The organism is Proteus sp. fly-1089 (assembly GCF_040138965.1).
GTDB classification, from domain to species: domain Bacteria; phylum Pseudomonadota; class Gammaproteobacteria; order Enterobacterales; family Enterobacteriaceae; genus Proteus; species Proteus vulgaris_B.
The window spans coordinates 227,699-250,512 of sequence record NZ_JBEETS010000006.1 but is presented as its reverse complement, the minus strand read 5'-3'; the positions used below and the strand labels follow the sequence as shown (position 1 = coordinate 250,512).

Here is a 22,814-nt window from a genome sequence, read left to right as displayed (position 1 = left end):
AAAATGGTGAGCAAATGAATTAAATCTGCTCCTCGTTAGGCATTAAAACTTGTTGGTATTAAAAATCGATACAACAAGCACCTTGTTCAGCTCCGGATAAATGACGACGCAAATTCACAAACAGTTCACGGCCACAGCCTATATTGTTCGTACTTAAATCAGGCATCTTATCTTGGCGAGCATTGAGTGTTTGTTCATCAACAAGGAGTGTTAACTCACCTGTTTTACCATTAACACGAATGATATCACCATCGTGCACTTTGGATAATAAACCACCATTAATGGCTTCAGGAGTGACGTGAATTGCAGCGGGTACTTTACCAGATGCGCCTGAAAGTCGGCCATCAGTAACTAATGCTACTTTGTAGCCTTTATCCATTAGTACCCCTAATGGTGGCATTAATTTATGTAATTCTGGCATACCGTTGGCTTGTGGCCCTTGATAACGCACAACCACAACACAATCTTTATTTAGCTCACCAGCTTCAAATTTAGCGGCAATATCATGTTGGCTATTAAACACCACAGCTGGGGCTTCAATAATTTTATTTTCATCAGGTACGGCAGAAGTTTTCATTACAGCTCTGCCTAAATTACCTTGCATCACTTGTGTACCACCATGTGATGAAAATGGTGTATTGATATCAGCAATGACGTCTTTATCTAAAGAGCTTACCGTACCCTCGCGCCAATCAAGTTTACCCTCATTTAGCCAAGGTTCTAAGGTATAACGCTCAATGCCAAATCCTGCAACAGTATTGACATCACGGTGAATTAAGCCTTTCTTCAGTAGTTCACGAATAATTAGTGCGATACCACCTGCTGCTTGAAACTGGTTGATATCGGCAGGGCCATTAGGATAAATACGAGCAATAAGTGGTACAACTTGCGAAAGTTCAGAGAAATCATCCCAATTAATGATAATGCCGGCCGCGCGTGCCATTGCAACTAAGTGCATTGTTAGATTGGTTGATCCTCCGGTTGTTAATAGAGCAATAATGCCGTTTACAATTACCTTCTCGTCAACTAATTGACCGATAGGGAGGTAATTACCTGAGTTTTCAGTAAGACGTACTATTTGGCTAGCAGCTGCATCAGTCAATGCGTCACGCAATGGTGTATCTGGGTGAACAAAAGAAGCGCCGGGTAAATGTAACCCCATCATTTCCATGACCATCTGATTTGAGTTCGCTGTACCGTAAAAAGTGCATGTGCCAATGCTATGGTAAGACGCAGCTTCGGCTTCTAACAAAGCATGACGATCCACTTTACCTTCAGCATAAAGCTGGCGAATTCGCACTTTTTCTTTATTTGGTAAACCACTCGTCATAGGACCTGCTGGAACAAAAATAGCAGGAAGATGACCAAAAGAGAGTGCCGCCATCGTCAGTCCAGGAACAATTTTATCGCAGATCCCTAAATAGAGTGCACCATCAAACATATTATGGGATAAACCGACAGCTGCTGACATCGCAATCACATCACGACTCAGGAGTGATAATTCCATTCCATCTTGACCTTGAGTTACACCATCACACATAGCAGGAACGCCTCCTGCAACTTGCCCCACGGCACCAACAGCATGCAATGCCTTTTTAATTTTTTGAGGATAATTTTCATATGGCTGATGAGCTGACAACATATCATTGTAAGCAGTGATAATGGCAATATCATTATGAACCATATTTTTCAGGCGATTTTTATCGTCAGCCTGACAAGCCGCAAAACCATGAGCTAAATTACCGCAGGCCAATTGAGCGCGATGTACTGTTTGGCTTTTTGCGGCTTCGATTTTTTTCAGATAAGCACGACGAGTCAATTGTGAGCGAGCAATAATGCGCTCTGTTACCTGTTTTACTGTCTCGTTAAGCGGAACAAAGTCGTTCTGAATTGGATCATGGTTTTTAGGGTTCATAATGATGCTTCCTTTATTCACACAGGGTGATGAGCGTTACTATTGGCTATGAAAAGAGAGTATTTGAATTTAGCTATAGTATTTGTTACCGGTAACATTGTTACGGGTAACAAGAAGAGTTGCAATACTCTTAATGCGTCTTAAACAACATCTGTGATCAACATCAATTTTTTTAGGTGATAAATAACAGTTTTTTAATATTTAACGAATATAAAGCCGAAACGCTGTCTTTTTAAAAAGCTGAATCGGTTTAATTAGGGAGTTCCTTCCTCATTGATTGGTAATGAGGAAGGTGAAAGATAGGATCAGCTTTTTACACCACCGTATTCACGGCTAATTTGTTTTGCAGCCTTGATAACCATAGCGCCTAATTCAGTGATACGTGAATCAGTCATTCTAGAAACAGGGCCTGAAAGTGAAATTGCAGCAAAAGGCTGGTGGTGTTCATCATAAATACAAGCACCAATACAGCGTAAGCCTAAAGCATGCTCCTCGTCATCGAAAGAAAAACCTTGTTTACGGGCTTGCTCCAAATTTTCTTTTAAAGAAGAAGGGAGAGTTTTGGTGTGAGGTGTATAGGCCATTAAGCCTTTTTTCTGAAGTAGCGGTAGCAATTTATTTTCTGGTAACGTTGAAAGAAATGCTTTACCGGCACCTGATGCATGCATCGGTAATTTACCACCAATAGGCGCCGACATTCTCATTAGTGCATTACATTGCACTTGATCGACAATCACCGCATCAAATTCAATTTGGTCAAGGATCGCCAGATTGACGGTTTCACCAGAATCTTCCATCAATTGACGCAAAATAGGATGCACCATTACTAAAAGATTACGAGTTTGCAGAAAGCTACTGCCAACAATAAAAGCGTGCGTACCAACAACCCACAATCCTAAATCTCCAACTTGACGGACAAAACCATGTTGCTGAAGTGTAGTGAGTAAGCGGTGTGTTGTGGAATTAGGCAACCCAGCTTGAAAGGCGAGATCTGTTAGGGCGATACCACCAGGAGATTCGGAAATATATTCCAATAATGTTAGTCCACGACTTAATGACTGAACAGGGCCTCCTTGTGCGGTACTTTGAGTGGCAGTTGTTTTCGTCTTACGCACTTTTTTATTTGTAGGGGAAACTGTCATGCATACACTCCAGAAATGCTATCCATATTAATATCTATTATGAACTATCTCGCATAATAAAACTCCTCCGATCACTGCATTTTTCAAAACAAAGTGTGTGATAAGAAATATTTATTAAAAGCATTTATCACTGAGTGAAAATCTCTCATCTTCGTCTTAGAAATCTTTATAAAAAGATATGGTAGGATGAAAAAACAACGAAAGAAAAATAAAGAAATAAGAATAAAAACATTCTCGGTTAAGAGGAAACAACGTGGCAAACATAAAACAACAACTGGTGGAAGCATTAGAAAAACGTATCTTAGTACTCGATGGCGCAATGGGTACAATGATCCAGCAATACCAACTAACAGAAGCTGATTATCGAGGTGGGCGTTTTGCTAATTGGGGTTGTGATGTTAAAGGAAATAATGATCTTTTAGTGTTAACACAACCTCAGATTATTGCAGATATACATGATGCCTACTTTCAAGCGGGTGCTGATATTGTTGAAACCAACACTTTTAACTCAACCTCCATTGCGATGGCTGATTATCAGATGGAGTCGCTCTGTTTTGAGTTGAATGAAGAAGCCGCAAAATTAGCGAAAACCTGCGCAGACAAATGGAGTGTTCTAACACCCGATAAACCGCGTTATGTTGCTGGTGTTTTAGGACCAACAAATAGAACGGCGTCCATATCTCCTGATGTTAATGATCCTGCATTTCGTAATGTTTCATTTGATAAGCTGGTGGATGCTTATCGAGAAGCGATTCGAGGATTAATTAAAGGCGGCGTCGATTTAATTATGGTTGAAACTATTTTCGACACATTAAATGCGAAAGCAGCTATTTTTGCGATTAAATGTGAATTTGAAGCGCTGAATATTGAATTACCTGTGATGATCTCTGGCACTATTACAGATGCCTCAGGAAGAACTTTAACGGGTCAAACAACAGAAGCGTTCTACCACTCTTTGCGCCATGCTGATGCACTCTCATTTGGCTTAAACTGTGCATTAGGCCCTAAAGAATTACGCCAATATATTCAAACACTTTCGCAAATTTCTGAAACCTATGTCAGTGCTCACCCTAATGCGGGTTTACCTAACGCATTTGGAGGTTATGACTTAGATGCTCAAGAAATGGCTGAGCAAATTAAAGAGTGGGCGCAAGCTGGTTTTCTCAATATTGTGGGGGGATGTTGTGGAACAACACCTGCACATATTCTTGCAATTTCACAAGCAGTAGAAGGTATCGCACCAAGAGTATTACCGACTCTTAAGAAAGCGTGTCGCCTTTCAGGTTTAGAGCCTTTAGTGATTGATGAGAATTCACTATTTGTGAATGTGGGGGAACGAACTAACGTAACAGGTTCTGCTAAATTTAAGCGATTGATAAAAGAAGGCAATTACCAAGAAGCATTGGATGTTGCGCGTCAGCAAGTTGAGAATGGTGCTCAAATCATCGATATCAACATGGATGAAGGCATGCTAGATGCGGTTGAAGCCATGACACGTTTTCTCAATCTTATTGCTGGTGAGCCTGATATTGCCAAGGTTCCGGTGATGATCGACTCTTCCAAATGGGAAGTCATTGAAGAAGGTTTGAAATGTATTCAAGGCAAGGGAATTGTTAACTCGATTTCTATGAAAGAGGGAGAAATTCCTTTTCTTGAACATGCTAAATTAGTGCGTAAATATGGTGCCGCTGTCGTTGTTATGGCATTTGATGAAGTGGGCCAAGCGGATACTCGAGAGCGTAAAATCGAAATCTGTCGTCGAGCTTATCAACTGTTAACAGAACAAGCAGGTTTTCCACCAGAAGATATTATTTTCGATCCTAATATTTTTGCTGTCGCTACAGGGATTGCAGAACATAATAATTATGCTGTTGATTTTATTGAAGTCTGTGCCGATATTAAATTACAACTCCCATATGCCTTAATTTCTGGTGGGGTATCTAACGTTTCATTCTCATTTCGGGGTAACGATCCTGTTCGTGAAGCTATTCACTCTGTTTTTCTTTATTACGCCGTAAAAAATGGTATGGATATGGGGATTGTGAATGCAGGGCAACTTGCTATTTACGACTCATTACCTGATGAGCTACGTAATGCTGTAGAAGACGTTATTTTAAATCGCCATGAAGAAAGCACAGATAATCTATTAGCATTGGCAGAGCGTTATCGTGGAACGAAAAGTGATGAACAAAACCATCAACTTGCTGAATGGCGACAATGGGATGTAGAGAAACGTCTAGAGTACGCTTTAGTTAAAGGGATCACCGAATTTATTGTTGAAGATACAGAAGCTTGTCGTCAACAAGTATCAAGCCCAATTGAAGTTATTGAAGGGCCTCTGATGAATGGTATGAATACAGTGGGTGATTTGTTTGGCGAAGGGAAGATGTTTTTACCTCAAGTTGTGAAATCAGCAAGGGTGATGAAACAAGCGGTTGCTTATCTTGAACCCTATATTCAAGCAACAAAACAAGCAGGTACTTCCGCAGGTAAAATTTTACTTGCTACCGTAAAAGGGGATGTTCACGATATTGGTAAAAATATTGTGGGTGTTGTTTTGCAGTGTAATAACTATGAGATTATCGATCTGGGGGTGATGGTACCTTGCGATAAGATCCTGCAAACGGCGATTGATGAAAAAGTTGATATTATTGGTCTTTCAGGTCTGATTACCCCATCACTTGATGAAATGGTGAATGTGGCGAAAGAGATGGAAAGGAGAGGTTTCTCGTTGCCATTAATGATTGGTGGTGCAACAACATCTAAAGCCCATACTGCCGTAAAAATAGAGCCAAATTATAGCCACCCTACTGTTTATGTGCAGAATGCATCACGTACGGTAGGTGTTGTCGCAGCGCTGTTATCTGAAACTCAAAAAGCTGATTTTGTTGCAAAAACACGGCGTGAATATGAAGTAGTGCGCCAACAATACGCTAGAAAAAAACCACGTACACCGCCAGTCTCTTTAGACATTGCACGATCCAATGCACTTAAAATTGATTGGCAAAATTACACGCCCCCAAAACCGAATCAACTTGGTGTGCAAGAAATTACTGCAAGTATTGATGTATTGCGTGAATATATCGACTGGACGCCTTTCTTTATGACATGGTCTTTAGCAGGAAAATATCCGCGTATTTTAGAAGATGACGTGGTGGGTGAAGAGGCGAAACGGGTATTTGCTGATGCGAACGCGATGCTGGATAAGCTAAGTCATGAAAACTTACTCACACCTAAAGGTATTATGGGGATCTTCCCGGCTAATCGTCTGGGTGATGATATTGTTATTTATCAAGATGAAAGCCGACAGCATGAATTATTGCACAGTTGCCATTTACGTCAGCAAACAGAGAAAAAAGAGTTTCCTAACTACTGTTTAGCAGATTTTATTGCTCCCGTAGAAAGCGGTGTTCCTGACTATTTCGGTGCTTTTGCTGTAACAGGAGGGTTAGAAGAAGACTCGCTCGCCAATGCTTATGATAATGCCCATGATGATTACAATAAAATTATGGTGAAAGCATTATCAGATCGTCTTGCTGAAGCATTTGCGGAATACCTTCACCAACAAGTGAGAACAAAAATTTGGGGTTATAGCCCTAATGAAAACCTGTCTAATGACGAGCTTATTCGAGAAAAATATCAAGGAACACGACCTGCGCCGGGGTACCCTGCTTGCCCTGAACACACAGAAAAAGCAAAAATTTGGCAATTACTTGATGTTGAGAATCGCATTGGGATGAAACTAACCGATGCGTATGCTATGTGGCCCGGTGCTTCAGTGTCGGGTTGGTATTTTAGCCACCCTGATAGTAAATATTTCGCTGTTGCTCAAATTCAAAAAGATCAGGTTGAAGATTATGCAAAACGCCGAGGAATGAGTGTCAGTGAAGTTGAACGTTGGTTAGCGCCTAATTTAGGGTATGACTCTTAGTTTATTTTTATTTTCAGATCTCAATAATGCAATAAATAGCGAGGGGATAGTAATATCTCCTTGTTATTTTCTCTAGCAGTTCCCATTAAAGGTGTTTAAGCTGAGAACTTGTATCAGAAAAAAAGGACATAACGATGAGTTATACTTTGTATCTTCAGAAAACTCCGCCGGCTGGCACTGAAATTCCCTTCCCTTCTTTAGTGAAAGGGGGCTATCCATTAAATGAAGTGTTAATTAATGCTTTTTTAAATCTGATGCAATTAACCGGAAGTTTGGATACAGAGGCAATTTTAGACGAAAAAGCATTTGATAAAATTTGGCTGAAAGCCGAAATGACACCGGCACGAATCGAAGAAGTGGGCGATTATATTTATCATCAAATTTCTACTACTCCAGAACCTGTTAAAGAAGAAATAGAATTATTTAAACAGGCAATGAAAGAAGAAGAGGCGCTATTAGCAAAAGAAAGTGAGAAAGACGGTAATATCCCTATCCATAAATTTGCTACTAATGATGGTTGGATAGTCACACCAAAAGAGTGCGAAATAATTGCTGTTACACTTACCGCTAAATTACTAGAAGATAACCGAGTTTTTGTTGAAAAAATCGCAAAAATGTCGCATCTCGCACATCGCTCTTTAGAAATTGCTTTAATTGATTTTGGTAAATTTAATCAATTTGCAAAGAAATATGGTGGTTATCGGGTTTATTAATTTATAAAAAATAAGCTTCTCTAAAAGAGAAGCTTATTATGTAAGAATACATGATTATAAATATTTTCGAATATTGTTATGGATTTTATTTATAAGACTGAGATGTTCTTCTATTTTATCAAAAATAATAGGGTTGTTGGTAGGATATTTAATATTCGATAATATAAAGTCAGTTGTTTTGTATTTTTTAATTATTTCAATAATAGTATTTTTAATCGAAATTAAATTTTTATGATAATTAGTAATGTCTTTTGTGGAAATTATATTTTCAGTTGAACCAATTATATTTTTACCATTAAGTGATTTATCAATGTTATAGCTATTAATATAATATAATATATCATTTAATTTATTTTGATATTCTTTGGTTGTATGATCTTTATCTGAGAGATTATGAGCTTGGTTAACTAATTCTTTGAATCTTTGAGATATGATATTAATTGATTCTTTAATTAATTCTTTGTTAGTATTTATGTTTTTCTTGATACTGGTTAGATTTTCATTATGTTTTAAAATATTTTTATAATGTTTAATATTTTCTTCTTTATTGGGTATTTTACTTATGGTTTTATTATACAATTTCAACATGAGATTGACACAATCTGAATTTATAAAATTCTTATTATAGCCTTGCTCTATATTTGCATGCTCATTTTTATTGACTTCAATATGGTATAAAAATTTTGCTGTTTCTATATCTTCTATACACATTGTTCTATTATCACTAATTGCTGTATTTCTTAGCTGTACAATTTTAGATTGTATTTCACTTAATTTTCTAGTTGCATTAAATAACGTGATGTTATTTAAATCATTTTTTATACTCTGTGTTGTGCTTTCAAGTGCTCGCATAATTATATCCTTATTGTTTAGTAAATTAAATTTACAAGAATAGAATAATGTTTTCTTTAAGAGAACACGCGTTATTTATAAAGAGTATAAAAATTGAAAGAGAGATAGCAATATCTCTCCTATAAACTGAACAGAAAATTAATTGATTAAAACAAAGTATCATGCAATTTACGTACAATATTATCCGCATCTTTGCCATCAACTAATAAACATAAATTATGAGTACTTGCACCGTGGCTAATCATACGAATATTATAATCTTCTAATGTACCGAAAATCTTAATACCTAAACCATTTACCTGTGAAAGTGAATTACCAATCACTGCGACTAATGCCAGATCATCTTCTACTTCAACACGGCATAATGCAGAAAGCTCGGTTAATAATGCATTGGTTAATAAACTGCCTGATGAATTTGTTGTACCCGTTGTATCAAGGGTTAAAGCAATACTGACTTCTGATGTTGTTATCACATCAACCGAAATATGGTGGCGCGATAAAATGGTAAAAATTTCAGCCAAGAATCCACGCGCATGAAGCATTTTTAGGCTATGTAATGTGAGTAATGTTTGCTTTCTACGCAATGCAATTGCGCGGAATACAGGTGGGTGTTCTGTTTGAGCACAAACTAAAGTACCACCTTCTTCAGGGGCTTTGCTTGAGCCTACAAAAACTGGAATACCACTACGAACGGCAGGTAATAATGTAGCGGGGTGCAAAATTTTAGCCCCAAAGGTAGCCATTTCTGCTGCTTCATCAAAGGCGATTTGATCAATGCGATGAGCCTCTGGCACTATTCTTGGGTCAGTGCTGTAAATACCCGGTACATCGGTCCAGATATCCACACGAGACATTCCTAGTGCTTCACCAATCAATGCAGCTGTATAGTCGCTACCACCACGACCTAGAGTCGTTGTTCTACCTTTTGGTTCTTGTCCAATAAAGCCTTGTGTAACAATAACAGTTTCATCTAGACGAGGCTGAATAAGGTTTTGTGTGAGTTCAGTCAATTGCCCCATATCTGGCTCAGCGTGACAAAATAGATCGTTCGTTTTCATCACTTTTCTGACATCAAACCAATCTGCTTGTATGCCTTTTTCACGCAGTAACTCAACAAAAAGTAAGGTTGACATTAATTCGCCATGACTTACAAGTTCGTCTGTTAATGCATCAGAAGTCGCTAACGCTGCCGCTTCAGAGAGCATCTCAATATTTTCAAGCAGGCGGTTTATTTCTTGGGAAATAATTTCTGGCTGAGAGAGTTGATTGATAATCGCATACTCAATATCGCGAACTTGTGAGAGTAAAGCTTCTCGTTGTGAGGGTTCAGTACCGGCTGCAAGTTCAATCAGTAGATTAGTGATCCCAGCAGATGCGGAAAGGACGACGACACGAACTGACTTTTGTTTCAGGATAATATCTGCGCATTTTTCCATTGCTGAATAGTTAGCAACACTAGTGCCACCAAATTTAGCAATAGTGTATGGTGATGATGAAGATGAAGGCGTAGCAGTATTATCAGTCATTGTCGTATTCCTTTAGGCAAAAATGAGATGTTGGACACAATTAGGAATATCGGTTATTAAGTAGAGAGTCAATGCAGAGTGAAGAATAATCAATTTAATTAATAATCAGCTCCACATTATCGGTTTTACCTATGTAAGTAATTAGTACTAGATTTGTTGATTGGTTTTGACCAATATCATCAAATGAGAAAGAATTGACTGTAACTATTAAATGTCAGGCTACAATCTGAGGATATTGGATTGTAATCTTAAGAGAGTATTGTGAATGAAAAATGTAAACCCAACTCAAACCCTAGCTTGGAAGGCATTAGAAAACCATTTTTCGGTTATCAAAGATACCGATATGAAAACGCTTTTTGCTCAGGAACCATCACGCTTTGAGCAATTTTCAAAAATATTTTCAGACCAAATTCTAGTGGATTTTTCAAAAAACCGTATTACGAAAGAAACATTAGATAAATTGCAGGCTTTAGCTAAGGAATGTGACGTAGAAGGTGCGATAAATAGCATGTTTACGGGTGAAAAAATCAACCGTACTGAAGATCGTGCTGTATTGCATACTGCATTACGTAATCGTAGCAATACTCCAGTTATCGTTGATGGCAAAGATGTTATGCCAGAAGTTAACGCAGTACTGAATAAAATGAAAAAATTCAGTGAGCGTATTATTAGTGGTGAATGGAAAGGTTATACAGGCAAAGCAATTACTGATGTTGTAAATATTGGTATTGGTGGATCTGATCTCGGTCCTTATATGGTAACAGAAGCATTACGGCCGTATAAAAATCACCTTACTATGCATTTCGTTTCGAATGTTGATGGTACTCATATTGCTGAAACACTGAAAAAATGTGATCCCGAAACGACATTATTCTTAATTGCGTCAAAAACATTCACAACACAAGAGACCATGACAAATGCGCATTCAGCAAGAGATTGGTTCTTAACGTCAGCGAAAGAGAGTGCTTTTGTCGCTAAACATTTCGTTGCGTTATCTACGAATAGCACTGAAGTTGAAAAATTTGGTATTGATACTGCCAATATGTTTGAGTTCTGGGATTGGGTTGGTGGTCGCTATTCATTATGGTCAGCAATTGGTTTATCTATCGCGTTATCTGTTGGTTATGACAACTTTGAGCAATTACTGGAAGGTGCTCATGCTATGGATAACCACTTTAGAACCGCTGATGCTGAAAATAACATCCCAACAATCCTTGCACTGATTGGCATTTGGTATAACAATTTTTTTGGCACAGAAACTGAAGCGATTCTGCCATACGATCAGTACATGCATCGTTTTGCTGCTTACTTCCAACAAGGCAATATGGAATCAAATGGTAAGTATATTGATCGTGATGGAAATAAAGTCAATTACCAAACAGGGCCTATTATTTGGGGCGAACCGGGTACAAATGGTCAACATGCGTTTTATCAACTGATCCATCAAGGTACAAAAATTATTCCTTGTGATTTTATTGCACCTGCAATTAGTCATAATCCATTATCTGATCACCATGCAAAATTGATGTCTAACTTCTTTGCTCAAACAGAGGCGCTCGCTTTTGGTAAAACTCGTGAGCAAGTTGATGCTGAATTTGCCACAGCAGGAAAAGATCCTAAAGTCATGGGATATGTTGCACCTTTCAAAGTGTTCGAAGGTAATCGCCCAACTAACTCTATTCTGTTAAAAGAAATTACGCCTTATTCATTAGGTGCATTGATTGCAATGTATGAACATAAGATCTTTGTACAAGGTGTTATTTTCAATATCTTCACGTTTGACCAATGGGGTGTTGAATTAGGTAAACAGCTTGCTAATCGTATCCTTCCTGAATTAAAAGGTAAGGAAAGTGTTAACAGCCACGATAGCTCAACAAATAACCTGATTAATCGTTACAAAGCATGGCGTTAATCCGAATAAATTGAATATAAGTAGTCGGTTAGATATAAAGGAGGTTTTTATGGCCTCCTTTATTTTTTGGATGTTTCGTGCTTAATCTGATTTTCTTTTAACGCTTTTTTAGATTATTTATGCGAAATGTTATCAGCTTTTAACTTCCCTTAGTCACATCATGATATCCTTATGCATCATGACTCACACAAGCTAGGATCATCAACGCGTGATGATGAAATAATGTTCAAAAAATCAATAATTACCCCTGCTCCTATCCATTGGTTGCCCAGTGAGGAACATGAAAATATTAAAGAAAGTACATTAAGTTGGTTAATGGAATTAGGTTCAATGACGCGACGGTTTGAACAGCATTGTCAAAAAGTGACAGTGATGCCTTATCAAGAAGGATTTGTTGATGTTATTGAGCCAGCTGACGAAAAAGCATGTTTACCTGAAAGTCAGCGTTATTGGTTAAGAGAAGTGGTATTGTGTGGTGATAATGTTCCTTGGTTATTAGGGCGAACATTAGTACCAGAAGAGACACTGACAGGTGAAGATAGAAAACTGGTCAATTTAAGAACCGTCCCTCTTGGACGTTATTTGTTTCAGGAAACAACCTTAAGCCGTGATTTTATTCATATCGGGCAACAAAAAGGGTATTGGCTACGCCGTTCTCGTTTCCAGCTTTCAGATAAACCTTTATTATTAACCGAGGTGTTTCTACCTGCATCACCAATGTATGAGAAGTAATTAGGGGGAGCTAAAATTGGAGGGAAGTATGACGCACAATAAATGGCAGGCATATAGCCGTTTAATGCGTATAGATAAACCTATCGGAGCGCTATTATTACTTTGGCCAACTTATTGGGCTTTATGGATTGCTGCTAAAGGTTTTCCTGATTGGCATATTCTGATTGTCTTTACTATTGGCGTGTTCTCTATGCGTGCCGCTGGGTGTGTAATAAACGACTTTGCTGACAGAAAAATTGATGGCAGCGTTGAACGAACTAAAAATAGACCATTACCTAGTGGGGCTGTGACAGAAAAAGAGAGTAAAATTTTATTTATTGTATTGGTTATATTGTCATTTGGCTTGGTACTCACACTCAATACGATGACAATTTGGCTTTCTGTAGCAGGACTTGCACTAGCATGGTTTTACCCCTTTGTTAAACGCTTCAGTAATCTACCTCAGCTTATTTTAGGTATGGCCTTTGGGTGGTCAATTCCAATGGGTTTTGCTGCTGTTTCTGAAAGCTTACCATTAGTATGTTGGCTATTATTTCTTGTCAATATTGTCTGGTCGGTGATTTACGATACCCAATATGCGATGGTTGACCGCAATGATGATATAAAGATTGGCGTAAAATCTACGGCTATTTTATTTGGTCGTTATGACAAAATTATTATCGGTATTTTACAACTGGTGATGTTGGCGCTACTCGTGAGCATTGGTGTTCTGCTGAACATGAAAGGCATCTATTATTGGTCGATATTACTGATTACCGCACTCTTTATCTATCAACAAAAACTGATTGCAGAGCGTGAAAGAGCGCCTTGTTTTCAAGCGTTTATGAATAATAATTATGTTGGTTTTGTTTTATTTGCGGGTATTTTATTTAGTTATTTCTAAGATATCGTAAGCGCTAAGCTATCATCGATAATAGAGTAGAAACAAAAAGGGATAAGCGTAATGCTTATCCCTTTTCTATTAATAATGGCGTTATGACTGATTATTTATCAACTTAAGGCTCACTTTTTTCATTAATTATCTGTGCTGAATTGTTATCTTCAGTGACACCGACACTCTCAATGGTTAAGCGAATTTCTGGTGACATTAATTTTGCAATCACTTGGTAAAGAGCAGATGCATCTGCTTTTAGGATATCTTCGTTATCGTTGAGATAGCCTTCTTCACGCAGTGTTGAAACTAAGGTAGAGAATACGGCTTTATCAAAGAATTCAGGTGCGTTGATGCCATGTAATACAGAAAGACGTTGTGCCAAGATACGGCTCTCTTTTTCCAATAATGCACGACTAATTTCAGGGGCAAAATTGAGTAAAGACAGCGTAATACCATAACGTTGCAATGTTTCTCTAACACTAGCTGCTAAGAGCTGCAATGGACGAATACGAGCAGGGTTAATGCGTAGTAAGCCATCACTATCACAACAAATTAGACGCTGACGACAAAGTTCTGCTATCAAGGTATTAATGACTTCAGGTAGCTCTTCTTTCTCATAGCGAATAAATAACTCTGCTTTAATTAGAGGGAAGATTAATTCAACCTGTTTCATTAAATCATCACGATGGATTTTTTCATGATGCAAGATGATGCTAGCAATTAACGATGGAGTAACCATTAAATGGATCGTGTTATTACGGTAATAAGTCATTAATACCGCACTTTCACGAGGAAGCACCACAATATCACCCAAACTATCTTTTTCGACTAAGAATTTATCTGATTGCAGAGCATGTTCTAATATCGCCTCAGCATTTTTATCAGACACAATCATGTCAGCCGAATAAGGTACATTACGTAATAATTGCAGATAACAATCGACTTGTTCTAGCAGCTGTTCTCTAGTGAGGGCTCGCTGACGTGATGCCAACAGTGCCGTTGATACTAAGTTAATTGCATTAATTGAGGCCGCATTATTGATATGAACCATAATATTGTCAGCCAGTGTGCTTACGGCTGGATTTAACCAACTTGGGCGTTGTGGCTCAATGGGGTCAATATCATCACGCCATTGTGGAACCGCTTGATTTAAGTACTGTGCAACAGAGATAGGTTCACCAAAGTTAACATAACCTTGGCCAAGGTTACGTAATTTACGTAAACCCCTCACCATCTGCATAAAGCCTTCTTTCTCTTTTGTTGCGCCACGTAATTCTTTGGCATAGGTTGCCACTTCCATAACGTGTTCATACCCAATATAAATAGGGACAACAGAGATAGGGCGTGTTTCACCACGTAACATTGCTTGTACTGTCATTGAAAGTGTTCCTGTTTTAGGATCTAACAATCGACCTGTACGTGAGCGTCCACCTTCAACGAAATATTCAATAGAGTAGCCGCGTGTAAATAGCTCACCTAAATATTCACGGAAAATGGTGGAGTATAACTTGTTACCTTTAAAGGTTCTTCGGATAAAGAAAGCCCCTAAACGGCGGAAAATCGGGCCTGCTGGCCAGAAATTAAGGTTAATACCCGCAGCTATATGTGGGGGAACTAAGCCTTGATGATAAAGCACATAAGAAAGCAGTAGGTAGTCCATGTGGCTACGGTGACAAGGTACATAAACAATCTCATGCCCATCTTGCGCGAGTTTACGTACACGTTCGGCATTATAGACGTTGATACCTTGATAGAGCTTATTCCATGTCCAACTTAATACGCGATCACTAATACGAACTGCTTCATATGAGAAATTAGCTGCAATTTCTTCCATGATATCAGTGGCATTTTTGCGTGCTTTATCCAGTGAGATTTTTTTTGCTTTTGATTCATCTTCAATTGCTTTTTCAATGGCTTTCGATGAAAGCAATTTATTGAAGAGATCTTGACGTGCTGGTAATTTCGGACCAACAGCAGCTAAACGCTGGCGAGAAAAGTGGATACGCGCAACACGTGCGAGCTTTCGGGCTATACTGGTGTCAGTACCGTGTTCGTTTGCCATTTCACGCATTGATACAGTAGGTGAAAAACGAACAAAGCTATCACGACCTAACCAGAGGATAGCGATAAATTTTTGGATCCCATTAAGTACGCGCAGATGTGGAACGCCATTATGGCCTTCACGGCCAGGAGAGCGACCAAACATCACGGAAACCGGCAACATCTCGATATCAAGGTGTGGGTTATTACGATGAGCATCAAGATAAGCGTGGAATGTTTTCACGGAATCTTTACGAGGATCCGGTGAGTAATAACGGAATACTCTTGGACCGTCATCAATAAAGACATACGCAGGGAGCTTAGTACCACCTATCTCAATAGGTTGCAGTGGATCAGGTAATCCTAAAGATAAACATTGCTGTCTTAATGTCAGTAAGTCTGCCTTTGAATGATAAGGTAGCACATAAAGGAAAGATCGCGACGTATCCAACCCTAACTCAGTGATAGGATCAGTCGGAACTCGTTTACTTTTTACCAGTAATTTTAGTGGTAAATTCAATGTGTTATAATATAGTTTACGCCAAGCTGACATAAATAGTTGTAGCCTCTTATTAGCAATACTTCGAAAGCATAACAGAAAGTCTTTCGTAGATCTGTGGTGCTGTGACAATATTAATAGAGAAAAGTGGCAAAATAATCGTTTGTTTTCGATAGAGTTTATTATGGCTAATCAAAATAAAGGTCTTACCCGAATCATTAAAGCTGGTGGCTATTCATACAAGGGCATTCGTGCCGCTTGGATTAATGAAGCCGCTTTTAGACAAGAAGCAATTGTGACCTTGGTTGCAATTATCCTTTCATTTTTCATAGATGTCAGTGGCCTAGAGCGCATTTTACTCATTGGTTCCGTTGTATTGGTTGTGATCTTGGAACTGGTAAATAGTGCAATAGAAGCGGTTGTCGATCGAATTGGATCTGAATACCACGAATTATCAGGGCGTGCAAAAGATATGGGTTCTGCCGCTGTTCTCATTGCTATTATATTGGGATTATTTACTTGGGTAACCATTCTTTGGGGGCATTTCTTCGCATAAAGTTAAAAAATTCGATTTTTGTCGAAAAATAATCCAAAGATGCGTGTTTTATATTCATTTAAGGTTTCAAATCGTCATATACCTGTATATACTCACAGTCTGACTGTATAAACAAACAGGGGGCGGAATGAAAGCATTAACTGCAAGGCAGCAGCAGGTTTACGATTTGGTTCGTGATCACATTTCGCAAACGGGTATGCCACCAACACGGGCTGAAATAGCTTCCCAACTTGGGTTTCGCTCACCAAATGCGGCAGAAGAGCACTTAAAAGCTCTTGCTCGTAAAGGTGTGATAGAAATTATCTCTGGTGCATCTAGAGGTATCCGTTTGCTAATGGAAGAAGAGCCAGAAGGACTGCCATTAATTGGGCGAGTTGCTGCGGGTGAACCACTTTTAGCGCAAGAGCATATTGAAAGCCATTATCAAGTTGACCCAATGCTATTTAAACCAAGTGCAGATTTTTTATTGCGTGTTAATGGTATGTCGATGAAAGATATCGGTATTATGGATGGTGACTTACTTGCTGTGCATAAAACGCAAGATGTTCACAACGGGCAAGTGATTGTGGCACGTATTGAAGATGAAGTGACAGTAAAGCGCTTTAAGAAAAGCGGTAATAAAATTGAGCTTCATGCAGAAAACCCAGAGTTTTCGCCTATTATCGTCGATTTACGCGAACAAAGCTTTACTGTTGAAGGTCTAGCAGTAGGGGTTATTCGTAACGGTGAATGGTTGTAATTTGTACCAAAGTAAGTCAATACAACTTATTTTAAAAAGATGCAGATGATGTGCAAAACCACAAAATCATCTGCATTTTTTATTTCTTATTTGTATAAAAAAACACCATTGCACTACAAATGTAATTACAATATGATGTGTTTTAATTACGGAGGTGCTTATGACAACGATACAAGTTAGAGTAGACGATGAGCTCAAAAAAGAAGCTTATCAAGTATTTGAAAAAATGAACCTGTCTCCTTCAGATGCCATAAGATTATTTCTACGTTATGTTTCTGAAAATGAAAAATTACCTTTCTCAGAAGTTTCTGTCGTTGTTGGGGAGCTGGATGAAGATGAGGATATTTTAGCTGTTGTACGTGAACGTTTGAAAAAACCAAGTAAACGTATAAGAGTAAATATTGATGATCTTTAATCTTGAGTTTGATAAGCGTGCCTTGAAAGAATGGCAGAAACTCGATCAAAGCATTAAAGAGCAGTTTAAACAGAAATTAAAAAAATTGCAGGAAAACCCTTATATAGAGTCAGCTCGCTTAAAAGGTGATCTCGCGGGCTGCTATAAGATTAAATTACGAGCATCTGGTTTTCGATTGGTTTACCAAGTTATTGATTCTGAAGTTGTGATTTTAGTTATTGCTGTTGGTAAGCGTGAAGAGAGTAAAGCTTATTCATTAGTTGAAGTGAGAATTCAAAAGAACAACATGTATTAGCCAGCATTTAGCTGGCTTTTTGTTTTTATAAGCTCAACGAGGCTTATAGTCACCGGTTTTTTTCTGCTTAAGATTATCATCCATACTGTGATCATGATGACAACCTTCAGGATGTGTACATTCTTGTGCTTCGTGGCACTGTGAGCATAATCCATGAATTTCTATGACGCTATGTCGTAAATGAAATCCACTCTCTTTTGCCAGTAATGAAATCGCATCTTCGATTTTATGGCTATTCTTTTCAGTGACAGATAAACAACGGTCACAAATTAGCATTACTGACGTATGTTCAACATCATCAAAATGATGACAAAGTACATAGCTGTTGGTGGATTCTATTTTATGGATAAATCCTTGCTCAAGTAAAAATTCTAACCCGCGATAGACTGTTGGTGGTTTAGCTTGTGGCTCAACTTGGCGTAATAAATCTAATAAATCGTATGCGCTGATAGCAGAAGGTTGCTGCATTATCAGACGCAATACTGCCAGACGTTGTGAAGTCAGGCGAACACCTCGTTTCTGGCAGATCTTTTCTGCCTGAGCGAGCAATTTCTCTTCATTCATGGGGATAAGATGCTCTCAGACGTTGTTAATAACACAGATCCTATCATATTTTTCAAGAGCAAACCTTTGTGTAAAGTGGGGTTTATGAAAATAACTTTTCATGGTGATCTGTAATAATTATCAACAAAAAAACCCAGCCTAAGCCGGGTTAATTTTTTCAGATGATTTTTTCTAAAAATTAGAACGGAATATCGTCATCAAAATCCATTGGTGGTTCATTGTTCGGCGCTGGAGCTGCTGCGGGTTGTTGTGCTGGGCGAGATTGCGCACCACCGCTGAATTGTTGTGATGCTTGTGGCTGTTGTGGTTGACCCCAACCGCCTTGACCACCTTGTGAAGGCGCGCTATCTTGACCACCACGACCACCTAACATCTGCATTGAGCCACCGATGTTAACGACAACTTCAGTGCTATATCTGTCTTGACCACTTTGGTCTTGCCATTTACGTGTTTGTAATTGACCTTCGATATACACTTGTGAACCTTTACGCAGATATTCGCCTGCAATTTCAGCTAATTTGCCGAAAATTACCACACGGTGCCACTCGGTTTTTTCTTTCATTTCACCGGTTTGTTTGTCGCGCCAGCTTTCTGATGTTGCCAGTGTTAGGTTGGCAACTGCACCGCCACTTGGCATATAACGGATTTCTGGATCCTGCCCTAAATTACCGATAAGAATAACTTTGTTTACGCCTCTGCTCGCCATGTGAGGTACTCCTGCGAAAGTAAAATTTTTGAAATCATAAGCGAATAAGTTTATCACGTACGCTAAAATTTGAATATGACGTGTGATGAATTTCTCAATTGTGAACATTGTCGATATTTTTTTGTCTCAAAATGACAGGTTTACATCATCATTCAATTTCACTATATATACTGTATATCCATTCAGTTAACTTTGTGTCATAATTATCCGATTATTTCTTTTTCGGCGACTCTCTCAATCCGGGATATATTCATGGATAAAATCGAAGTACGGGGCGCTCGCACCCATAATCTAAAAAATATCAATTTGGTCATTCCTCGCGATAAACTTATTGTTATTACGGGACTTTCAGGCTCAGGTAAATCCTCTTTGGCCTTTGATACGCTTTATGCGGAAGGGCAACGACGTTATGTTGAATCACTTTCTGCTTATGCTCGTCAGTTTCTTTCGTTAATGGAAAAACCTGATGTTGATCACATTGAAGGTTTATCTCCCGCTATTTCGATTGAACAAAAATCTACATCACATAACCCACGTTCAACGGTGGGAACAATTACCGAAATACACGATTACCTACGACTCTTATTTGCGCGTGTTGGTGAGCCTCGTTGCCCTGATCATGATATTCCATTAGCAGCACAAACAGTCAGTCAAATGGTTGATAATGTGCTTGAACAGCCTGAAGGCAAGCGTTTAATGCTGTTAGCACCCGTGGTGAAAGAGCGTAAAGGTGAGCATATTAAGCTACTGAATAATCTTTCCGCTCAAGGCTATATTCGTGCACGTATTGACGGTGAAGTGTGCGATCTTTCTGATCCGCCAACATTAGAGTTACAGAAAAAACATACTATTGAAGTGGTGATTGACCGTTTTAAAGTTCGTGACGATCTTGCTCAACGTTTAGCAGAATCTTTTGAAACTGCATTAGAACTTTCAGGTGGCACTGCCGTTATCTCTGATATGGATGATAACAATGCAGAAGACATTATTTTTTCTGCGAATTTCGCGTGTCCTGTTTGTGGTTATAGCATGAGCGAGTTAGAACCTCGCTTATTCTCTTTTAACAACCCTGCAGGGGCTTGTCCAACCTGCGATGGTTTAGGTGTTCAGCAATTTTTTGATCCTGATTTAGTGATCCAAAATCGTGAGATCTCTCTTGCTGGTGGTGCGATTAAAGGATGGGATCGTCGTAATTTCTACTATTTCCAGATGCTACGTTCACTGAGTGAACATTATCATTTTGATGTTGAAGCTCCGTTTGATTCTTTGCCAGATAATATCCAAAAAATAGTTTTAACTGGCTCAGGTAAAGAGAATATCGAATTTAAATACACTAACGACCGAGGTGATGTCGTTGTTCGTCATCATCCTTTTGAAGGTGTACTAAATAATATGGAACGCCGTTACCGTGAGACAGAATCAAGTGCGGTGCGTGAAGAACTTTCTAAGTATATTAGTAACCGTCCTTGTGCATCATGTGGTGGTACGCGTTTACGCCGAGAAGCGCGCCATGTGTATGTTGAAAATACGACGTTGCCTGAAATTGCAGATTACAGTATTGGTCATGCCATGACCTTTTTCCAAAACTTAAAACTCAGTGGACAGCGAGCGAAAATTGCAGAAAAAGTGTTAAAAGAAATTGGCGATCGACTGAAGTTTTTAGTCAATGTTGGTTTAAATTACCTCACACTTTCTCGTTCAGCTGAAACATTATCTGGTGGTGAAGCGCAACGTATTCGCTTGGCGAGCCAAATTGGTGCTGGATTAGTGGGTGTTATGTATGTATTAGATGAGCCTTCTATTGGATTACATCAACGAGATAACGATCGCCTACTTGAAACATTGATCCACCTGCGTAATTTGGGTAATACCGTGATCGTTGTTGAACATGATGAAGATGCTATCCGTGCAGCAGATCATGTTATCGATATTGGCCCAGGCGCGGGCGTTCATGGTGGTGAGATTGTTGCTCAGGGGACACTTGAAGATATTATTAATAATCCGAATTCATTAACGGGTAAGTTCTTAAGTGGTGAGCGTCGTATCGCTATTCCAGAGCAACGTGTTCCGGTTGATCGAGAAAAAATGCTGACCATTCTTGGTGCAAAAGGCAATAACTTAAAAAATGTAAATCTGAAATTACCAGTAGGTTTATTTACCTGTATTACAGGGGTATCAGGTTCAGGAAAATCAACACTTATCAATGATACGCTATTCCCTATTGCGCAACGTCAATTAAATGGTGCTACAACTATTGTTCCTGCGCCTTATTTAGATGTTGAAGGTCTCGAATATTTCGATAAAGTTATCGATATAAACCAAAGCCCAATTGGCCGAACTCCTCGTTCAAATCCAGCAACTTATACTGGCGTTTTTACACCTATTCGTGAGTTATTCGCGGGTGTTCCAGAATCTCGTACTCGTGGTTATACGCCGGGTCGTTTCAGTTTCAACGTAAAAGGTGGCCGCTGTGAAGCTTGCCAAGGTGATGGTGTATTAAAAGTTGAAATGCACTTTTTACCAGATGTTTATGTTCCTTGCGATCAATGTAAAGGTCAGCGCTATAACCGTGAGACCCTTGAAATTAAATACAAAGGGAAAAATATTCACGAAGCCTTGGATATGACTATCGAAGAGGCAAGAGATTTTTTTGATGCTGTTCCTGCGCTGGCTCGTAAGTTACAAACATTGATTGATGTTGGGCTGTCTTATATTCGTTTGGGACAATCTGCGACAACATTATCAGGTGGTGAGGCACAACGGGTTAAGTTAGCGAAAGAGCTATCAAAACGAGGTACTGGGCAGACATTATATATTTTAGATGAACCCACAACAGGACTTCATTTCGCTGATATTGAACTGTTACTTGACGTTTTACACCAGTTACGTGATCAAGGTAATACGATTGTGGTGATTGAGCATAATCTTGATGTCATTAAAACTGCAGACTGGATTGTCGATCTCGGCCCAGAAGGCGGAAGTGGTGGCGGACAAATTTTGGTATCGGGTACACCTGAGCAAGTTGCCGAATTTGAAGGTTCACATACCGCAAGATTCTTAAAGCCAATCCTAGAACGTGGTTATTAGTACCAGACTATTTATTACCTTATAATCTAAGCGCTACAGATAATAAACCCTTTATTGTTTGTAGCGCTTTTCTTCAAGAAAAGTAAAGCTATCATAAATGATAGAATTTAATTCTATTGAAAAAAGTCTTCTCTTTTCACTATTCACTTCCTTATATATTTTTATCTTATTAATTCTCATTTTTATAAAAAAATAGATTAAATAGTTATTCATGCTGTTTTTTAACGTAATTTTAACCAAATACGATATAACAAAGCTAAATAGAAAAGATTATCACAGTATATCGTGATAGACAGCACAGTTTGTTTGGTGATTT

17 protein-coding genes are annotated in these 22,814 nt (G+C 38.7%); 10 read left to right on the top strand and 7 right to left on the bottom strand.

The genetic code is table 11. From position 1 onward, the window contains the following. Window positions 1-58 precede the first annotated feature (58 nt). Both edd and iclR read right to left on the bottom strand, forming a co-directional pair. Window positions 59-1,915: a phosphogluconate dehydratase gene (edd, locus tag ABN080_RS14290; RefSeq protein WP_196554575.1), complete on the bottom strand. Its 1,857-nt coding sequence runs from the start codon at window positions 1,913-1,915 to the stop codon at window positions 59-61. 305 nt (window positions 1,916-2,220) lie between these two features. Then, a complete protein-coding gene (gene iclR / locus ABN080_RS14285) occupies window positions 2,221-3,057 on the bottom strand; it encodes a glyoxylate bypass operon transcriptional repressor IclR (protein WP_072070943.1) in 837 nt (278 codons plus the stop codon). A 253-nt stretch (window positions 3,058-3,310) separates the two neighbouring features. Here iclR and metH point away from each other — a divergent pair, with 253 nt between their 5' ends. Continuing rightward, window positions 3,311-6,988, top strand: a complete 3,678-nt coding sequence (metH, locus tag ABN080_RS14280; protein ID WP_349441343.1) for a methionine synthase — start codon at window positions 3,311-3,313, stop codon at window positions 6,986-6,988. A 134-nt stretch (window positions 6,989-7,122) separates the two neighbouring features. Next, window positions 7,123-7,701 (top strand): hypothetical protein, encoded by a 579-nt coding sequence (locus ABN080_RS14275; RefSeq protein ID WP_349441342.1) that lies wholly within the window; start codon window positions 7,123-7,125, stop codon window positions 7,699-7,701. 54 nt (window positions 7,702-7,755) lie between these two features. Here the strand turns inward: ABN080_RS14275 and ABN080_RS14270 are convergent, their stop codons facing one another. Both ABN080_RS14270 and lysC read right to left on the bottom strand, forming a co-directional pair. Continuing rightward, entirely contained in the window at window positions 7,756-8,553 is a 798-nt protein-coding gene (locus ABN080_RS14270) for a hypothetical protein (protein ID WP_349441341.1), read from the bottom strand. 146 nt (window positions 8,554-8,699) lie between these two features. Then, window positions 8,700-10,079, bottom strand: a complete 1,380-nt coding sequence (gene lysC / locus ABN080_RS14265; protein WP_349441340.1) for a lysine-sensitive aspartokinase 3 — start codon at window positions 10,077-10,079, stop codon at window positions 8,700-8,702. 265 nt (window positions 10,080-10,344) lie between these two features. Here lysC and pgi point away from each other — a divergent pair, with 265 nt between their 5' ends. The 3 genes from pgi (at window position 10,345) to ubiA (ending at window position 13,606) form a co-directional block, all read left to right on the top strand. Next, window positions 10,345-11,991 (top strand): glucose-6-phosphate isomerase, encoded by a 1,647-nt coding sequence (gene pgi, locus ABN080_RS14260; RefSeq protein WP_349441339.1) that lies wholly within the window; start codon window positions 10,345-10,347, stop codon window positions 11,989-11,991. A gap of 222 nt (window positions 11,992-12,213) precedes the next feature. Beyond that, window positions 12,214-12,723: a chorismate lyase gene (gene ubiC / locus ABN080_RS14255; RefSeq protein ID WP_349441349.1), complete on the top strand. Its 510-nt coding sequence runs from the start codon at window positions 12,214-12,216 to the stop codon at window positions 12,721-12,723. Between the two features lie 28 nt (window positions 12,724-12,751). Next, window positions 12,752-13,606, top strand: a complete 855-nt coding sequence (ubiA, locus tag ABN080_RS14250) for a 4-hydroxybenzoate octaprenyltransferase (RefSeq protein WP_196554570.1) — start codon at window positions 12,752-12,754, stop codon at window positions 13,604-13,606. A gap of 112 nt (window positions 13,607-13,718) precedes the next feature. Here ubiA and plsB read toward each other — a convergent pair whose 3' ends face one another. After that, window positions 13,719-16,190 (bottom strand): glycerol-3-phosphate 1-O-acyltransferase PlsB, encoded by a 2,472-nt coding sequence (gene plsB, locus ABN080_RS14245; RefSeq protein ID WP_340894128.1) that lies wholly within the window; start codon window positions 16,188-16,190, stop codon window positions 13,719-13,721. A gap of 130 nt (window positions 16,191-16,320) precedes the next feature. On the opposite strand from plsB, the gene ABN080_RS14240 reads away from it, so the two are divergent. The 4 genes from ABN080_RS14240 to ABN080_RS14225 all read left to right on the top strand — a co-directional run bounded on the left by ABN080_RS14240 (window position 16,321) and on the right by ABN080_RS14225 (window position 18,141). Further along, on the top strand, window positions 16,321-16,692 hold the full coding sequence (locus ABN080_RS14240) for a diacylglycerol kinase (RefSeq protein WP_006536373.1): 372 nt from the start codon (window positions 16,321-16,323) through the stop codon (window positions 16,690-16,692). A 127-nt stretch (window positions 16,693-16,819) separates the two neighbouring features. Beyond that, window positions 16,820-17,431, top strand: coding sequence for a transcriptional repressor LexA (gene lexA / locus ABN080_RS14235; RefSeq protein ID WP_072070935.1), 612 nt, complete (start codon window positions 16,820-16,822; stop codon window positions 17,429-17,431). 160 nt (window positions 17,432-17,591) lie between these two features. Continuing rightward, window positions 17,592-17,846 carry a type II toxin-antitoxin system RelB/DinJ family antitoxin gene (locus ABN080_RS14230; RefSeq protein WP_075673067.1) on the top strand — a complete coding sequence of 85 codons (255 nt, stop codon included), beginning with the start codon at window positions 17,592-17,594 and terminating at the stop codon, window positions 17,844-17,846. Then, entirely contained in the window at window positions 17,836-18,141 is a 306-nt protein-coding gene (locus ABN080_RS14225; RefSeq protein WP_349441338.1) for a type II toxin-antitoxin system RelE family toxin, read from the top strand. The genes ABN080_RS14230 and ABN080_RS14225 overlap by 11 nt, the downstream gene beginning before the upstream one ends. Window positions 18,142-18,174: 33 nt before the next feature. Here the strand turns inward: ABN080_RS14225 and zur are convergent, their stop codons facing one another. Further along, window positions 18,175-18,705, bottom strand: a complete 531-nt coding sequence (gene zur / locus ABN080_RS14220; RefSeq protein ID WP_088494416.1) for a zinc uptake transcriptional repressor Zur — start codon at window positions 18,703-18,705, stop codon at window positions 18,175-18,177. Window positions 18,706-18,883: 178 nt separating this feature from the next. Beyond that, window positions 18,884-19,411 (bottom strand): single-stranded DNA-binding protein SSB1, encoded by a 528-nt coding sequence (gene ssb1, locus ABN080_RS14215; protein ID WP_072070932.1) that lies wholly within the window; start codon window positions 19,409-19,411, stop codon window positions 18,884-18,886. A gap of 252 nt (window positions 19,412-19,663) precedes the next feature. Between ssb1 and uvrA the strand changes: the two genes are divergently transcribed. Next, the gene (gene uvrA / locus ABN080_RS14210) at window positions 19,664-22,498 is read left to right on the top strand and encodes an excinuclease ABC subunit UvrA (RefSeq protein WP_349441337.1); all 2,835 of its coding nucleotides are present in this window, start codon (window positions 19,664-19,666) and stop codon (window positions 22,496-22,498) included. The last annotated feature ends 316 nt before the right edge of the window (window positions 22,499-22,814 follow it).

Bases quoted from the DNA above. Each gene is read 5' to 3' on its own strand.
- edd (WP_196554575.1), bottom strand. From the start codon at position 1,915: ATGAACCCTAAAAACCATGATCCAATTCAGAACGACTTTGTTCCGCTT.
- iclR (WP_072070943.1), bottom strand. From the start codon at position 3,057: ATGACAGTTTCCCCTACAAATAAAAAAGTGCGTAAGACGAAAACAACT.
- ABN080_RS14275 (WP_349441342.1), top strand. From the start codon at position 7,123: ATGAGTTATACTTTGTATCTTCAGAAAACTCCGCCGGCTGGCACTGAA.
- ABN080_RS14270 (WP_349441341.1), bottom strand. From the start codon at position 8,553: ATGCGAGCACTTGAAAGCACAACACAGAGTATAAAAAATGATTTAAAT.
- lysC (WP_349441340.1), bottom strand. From the start codon at position 10,079: ATGACTGATAATACTGCTACGCCTTCATCTTCATCATCACCATACACT.
- pgi (WP_349441339.1), top strand. From the start codon at position 10,345: ATGAAAAATGTAAACCCAACTCAAACCCTAGCTTGGAAGGCATTAGAA.
- ubiC (WP_349441349.1), top strand. From the start codon at position 12,214: ATGTTCAAAAAATCAATAATTACCCCTGCTCCTATCCATTGGTTGCCC.
- ubiA (WP_196554570.1), top strand. From the start codon at position 12,752: ATGACGCACAATAAATGGCAGGCATATAGCCGTTTAATGCGTATAGAT.
- plsB (WP_340894128.1), bottom strand. From the start codon at position 16,190: ATGTCAGCTTGGCGTAAACTATATTATAACACATTGAATTTACCACTA.
- ABN080_RS14240 (WP_006536373.1), top strand. From the start codon at position 16,321: ATGGCTAATCAAAATAAAGGTCTTACCCGAATCATTAAAGCTGGTGGC.
- lexA (WP_072070935.1), top strand. From the start codon at position 16,820: ATGAAAGCATTAACTGCAAGGCAGCAGCAGGTTTACGATTTGGTTCGT.
- ABN080_RS14230 (WP_075673067.1), top strand. From the start codon at position 17,592: ATGACAACGATACAAGTTAGAGTAGACGATGAGCTCAAAAAAGAAGCT.
- ABN080_RS14225 (WP_349441338.1), top strand. From the start codon at position 17,836: ATGATCTTTAATCTTGAGTTTGATAAGCGTGCCTTGAAAGAATGGCAG.
- zur (WP_088494416.1), bottom strand. From the start codon at position 18,705: ATGAATGAAGAGAAATTGCTCGCTCAGGCAGAAAAGATCTGCCAGAAA.
- ssb1 (WP_072070932.1), bottom strand. From the start codon at position 19,411: ATGGCGAGCAGAGGCGTAAACAAAGTTATTCTTATCGGTAATTTAGGG.
- uvrA (WP_349441337.1), top strand. From the start codon at position 19,664: ATGGATAAAATCGAAGTACGGGGCGCTCGCACCCATAATCTAAAAAAT.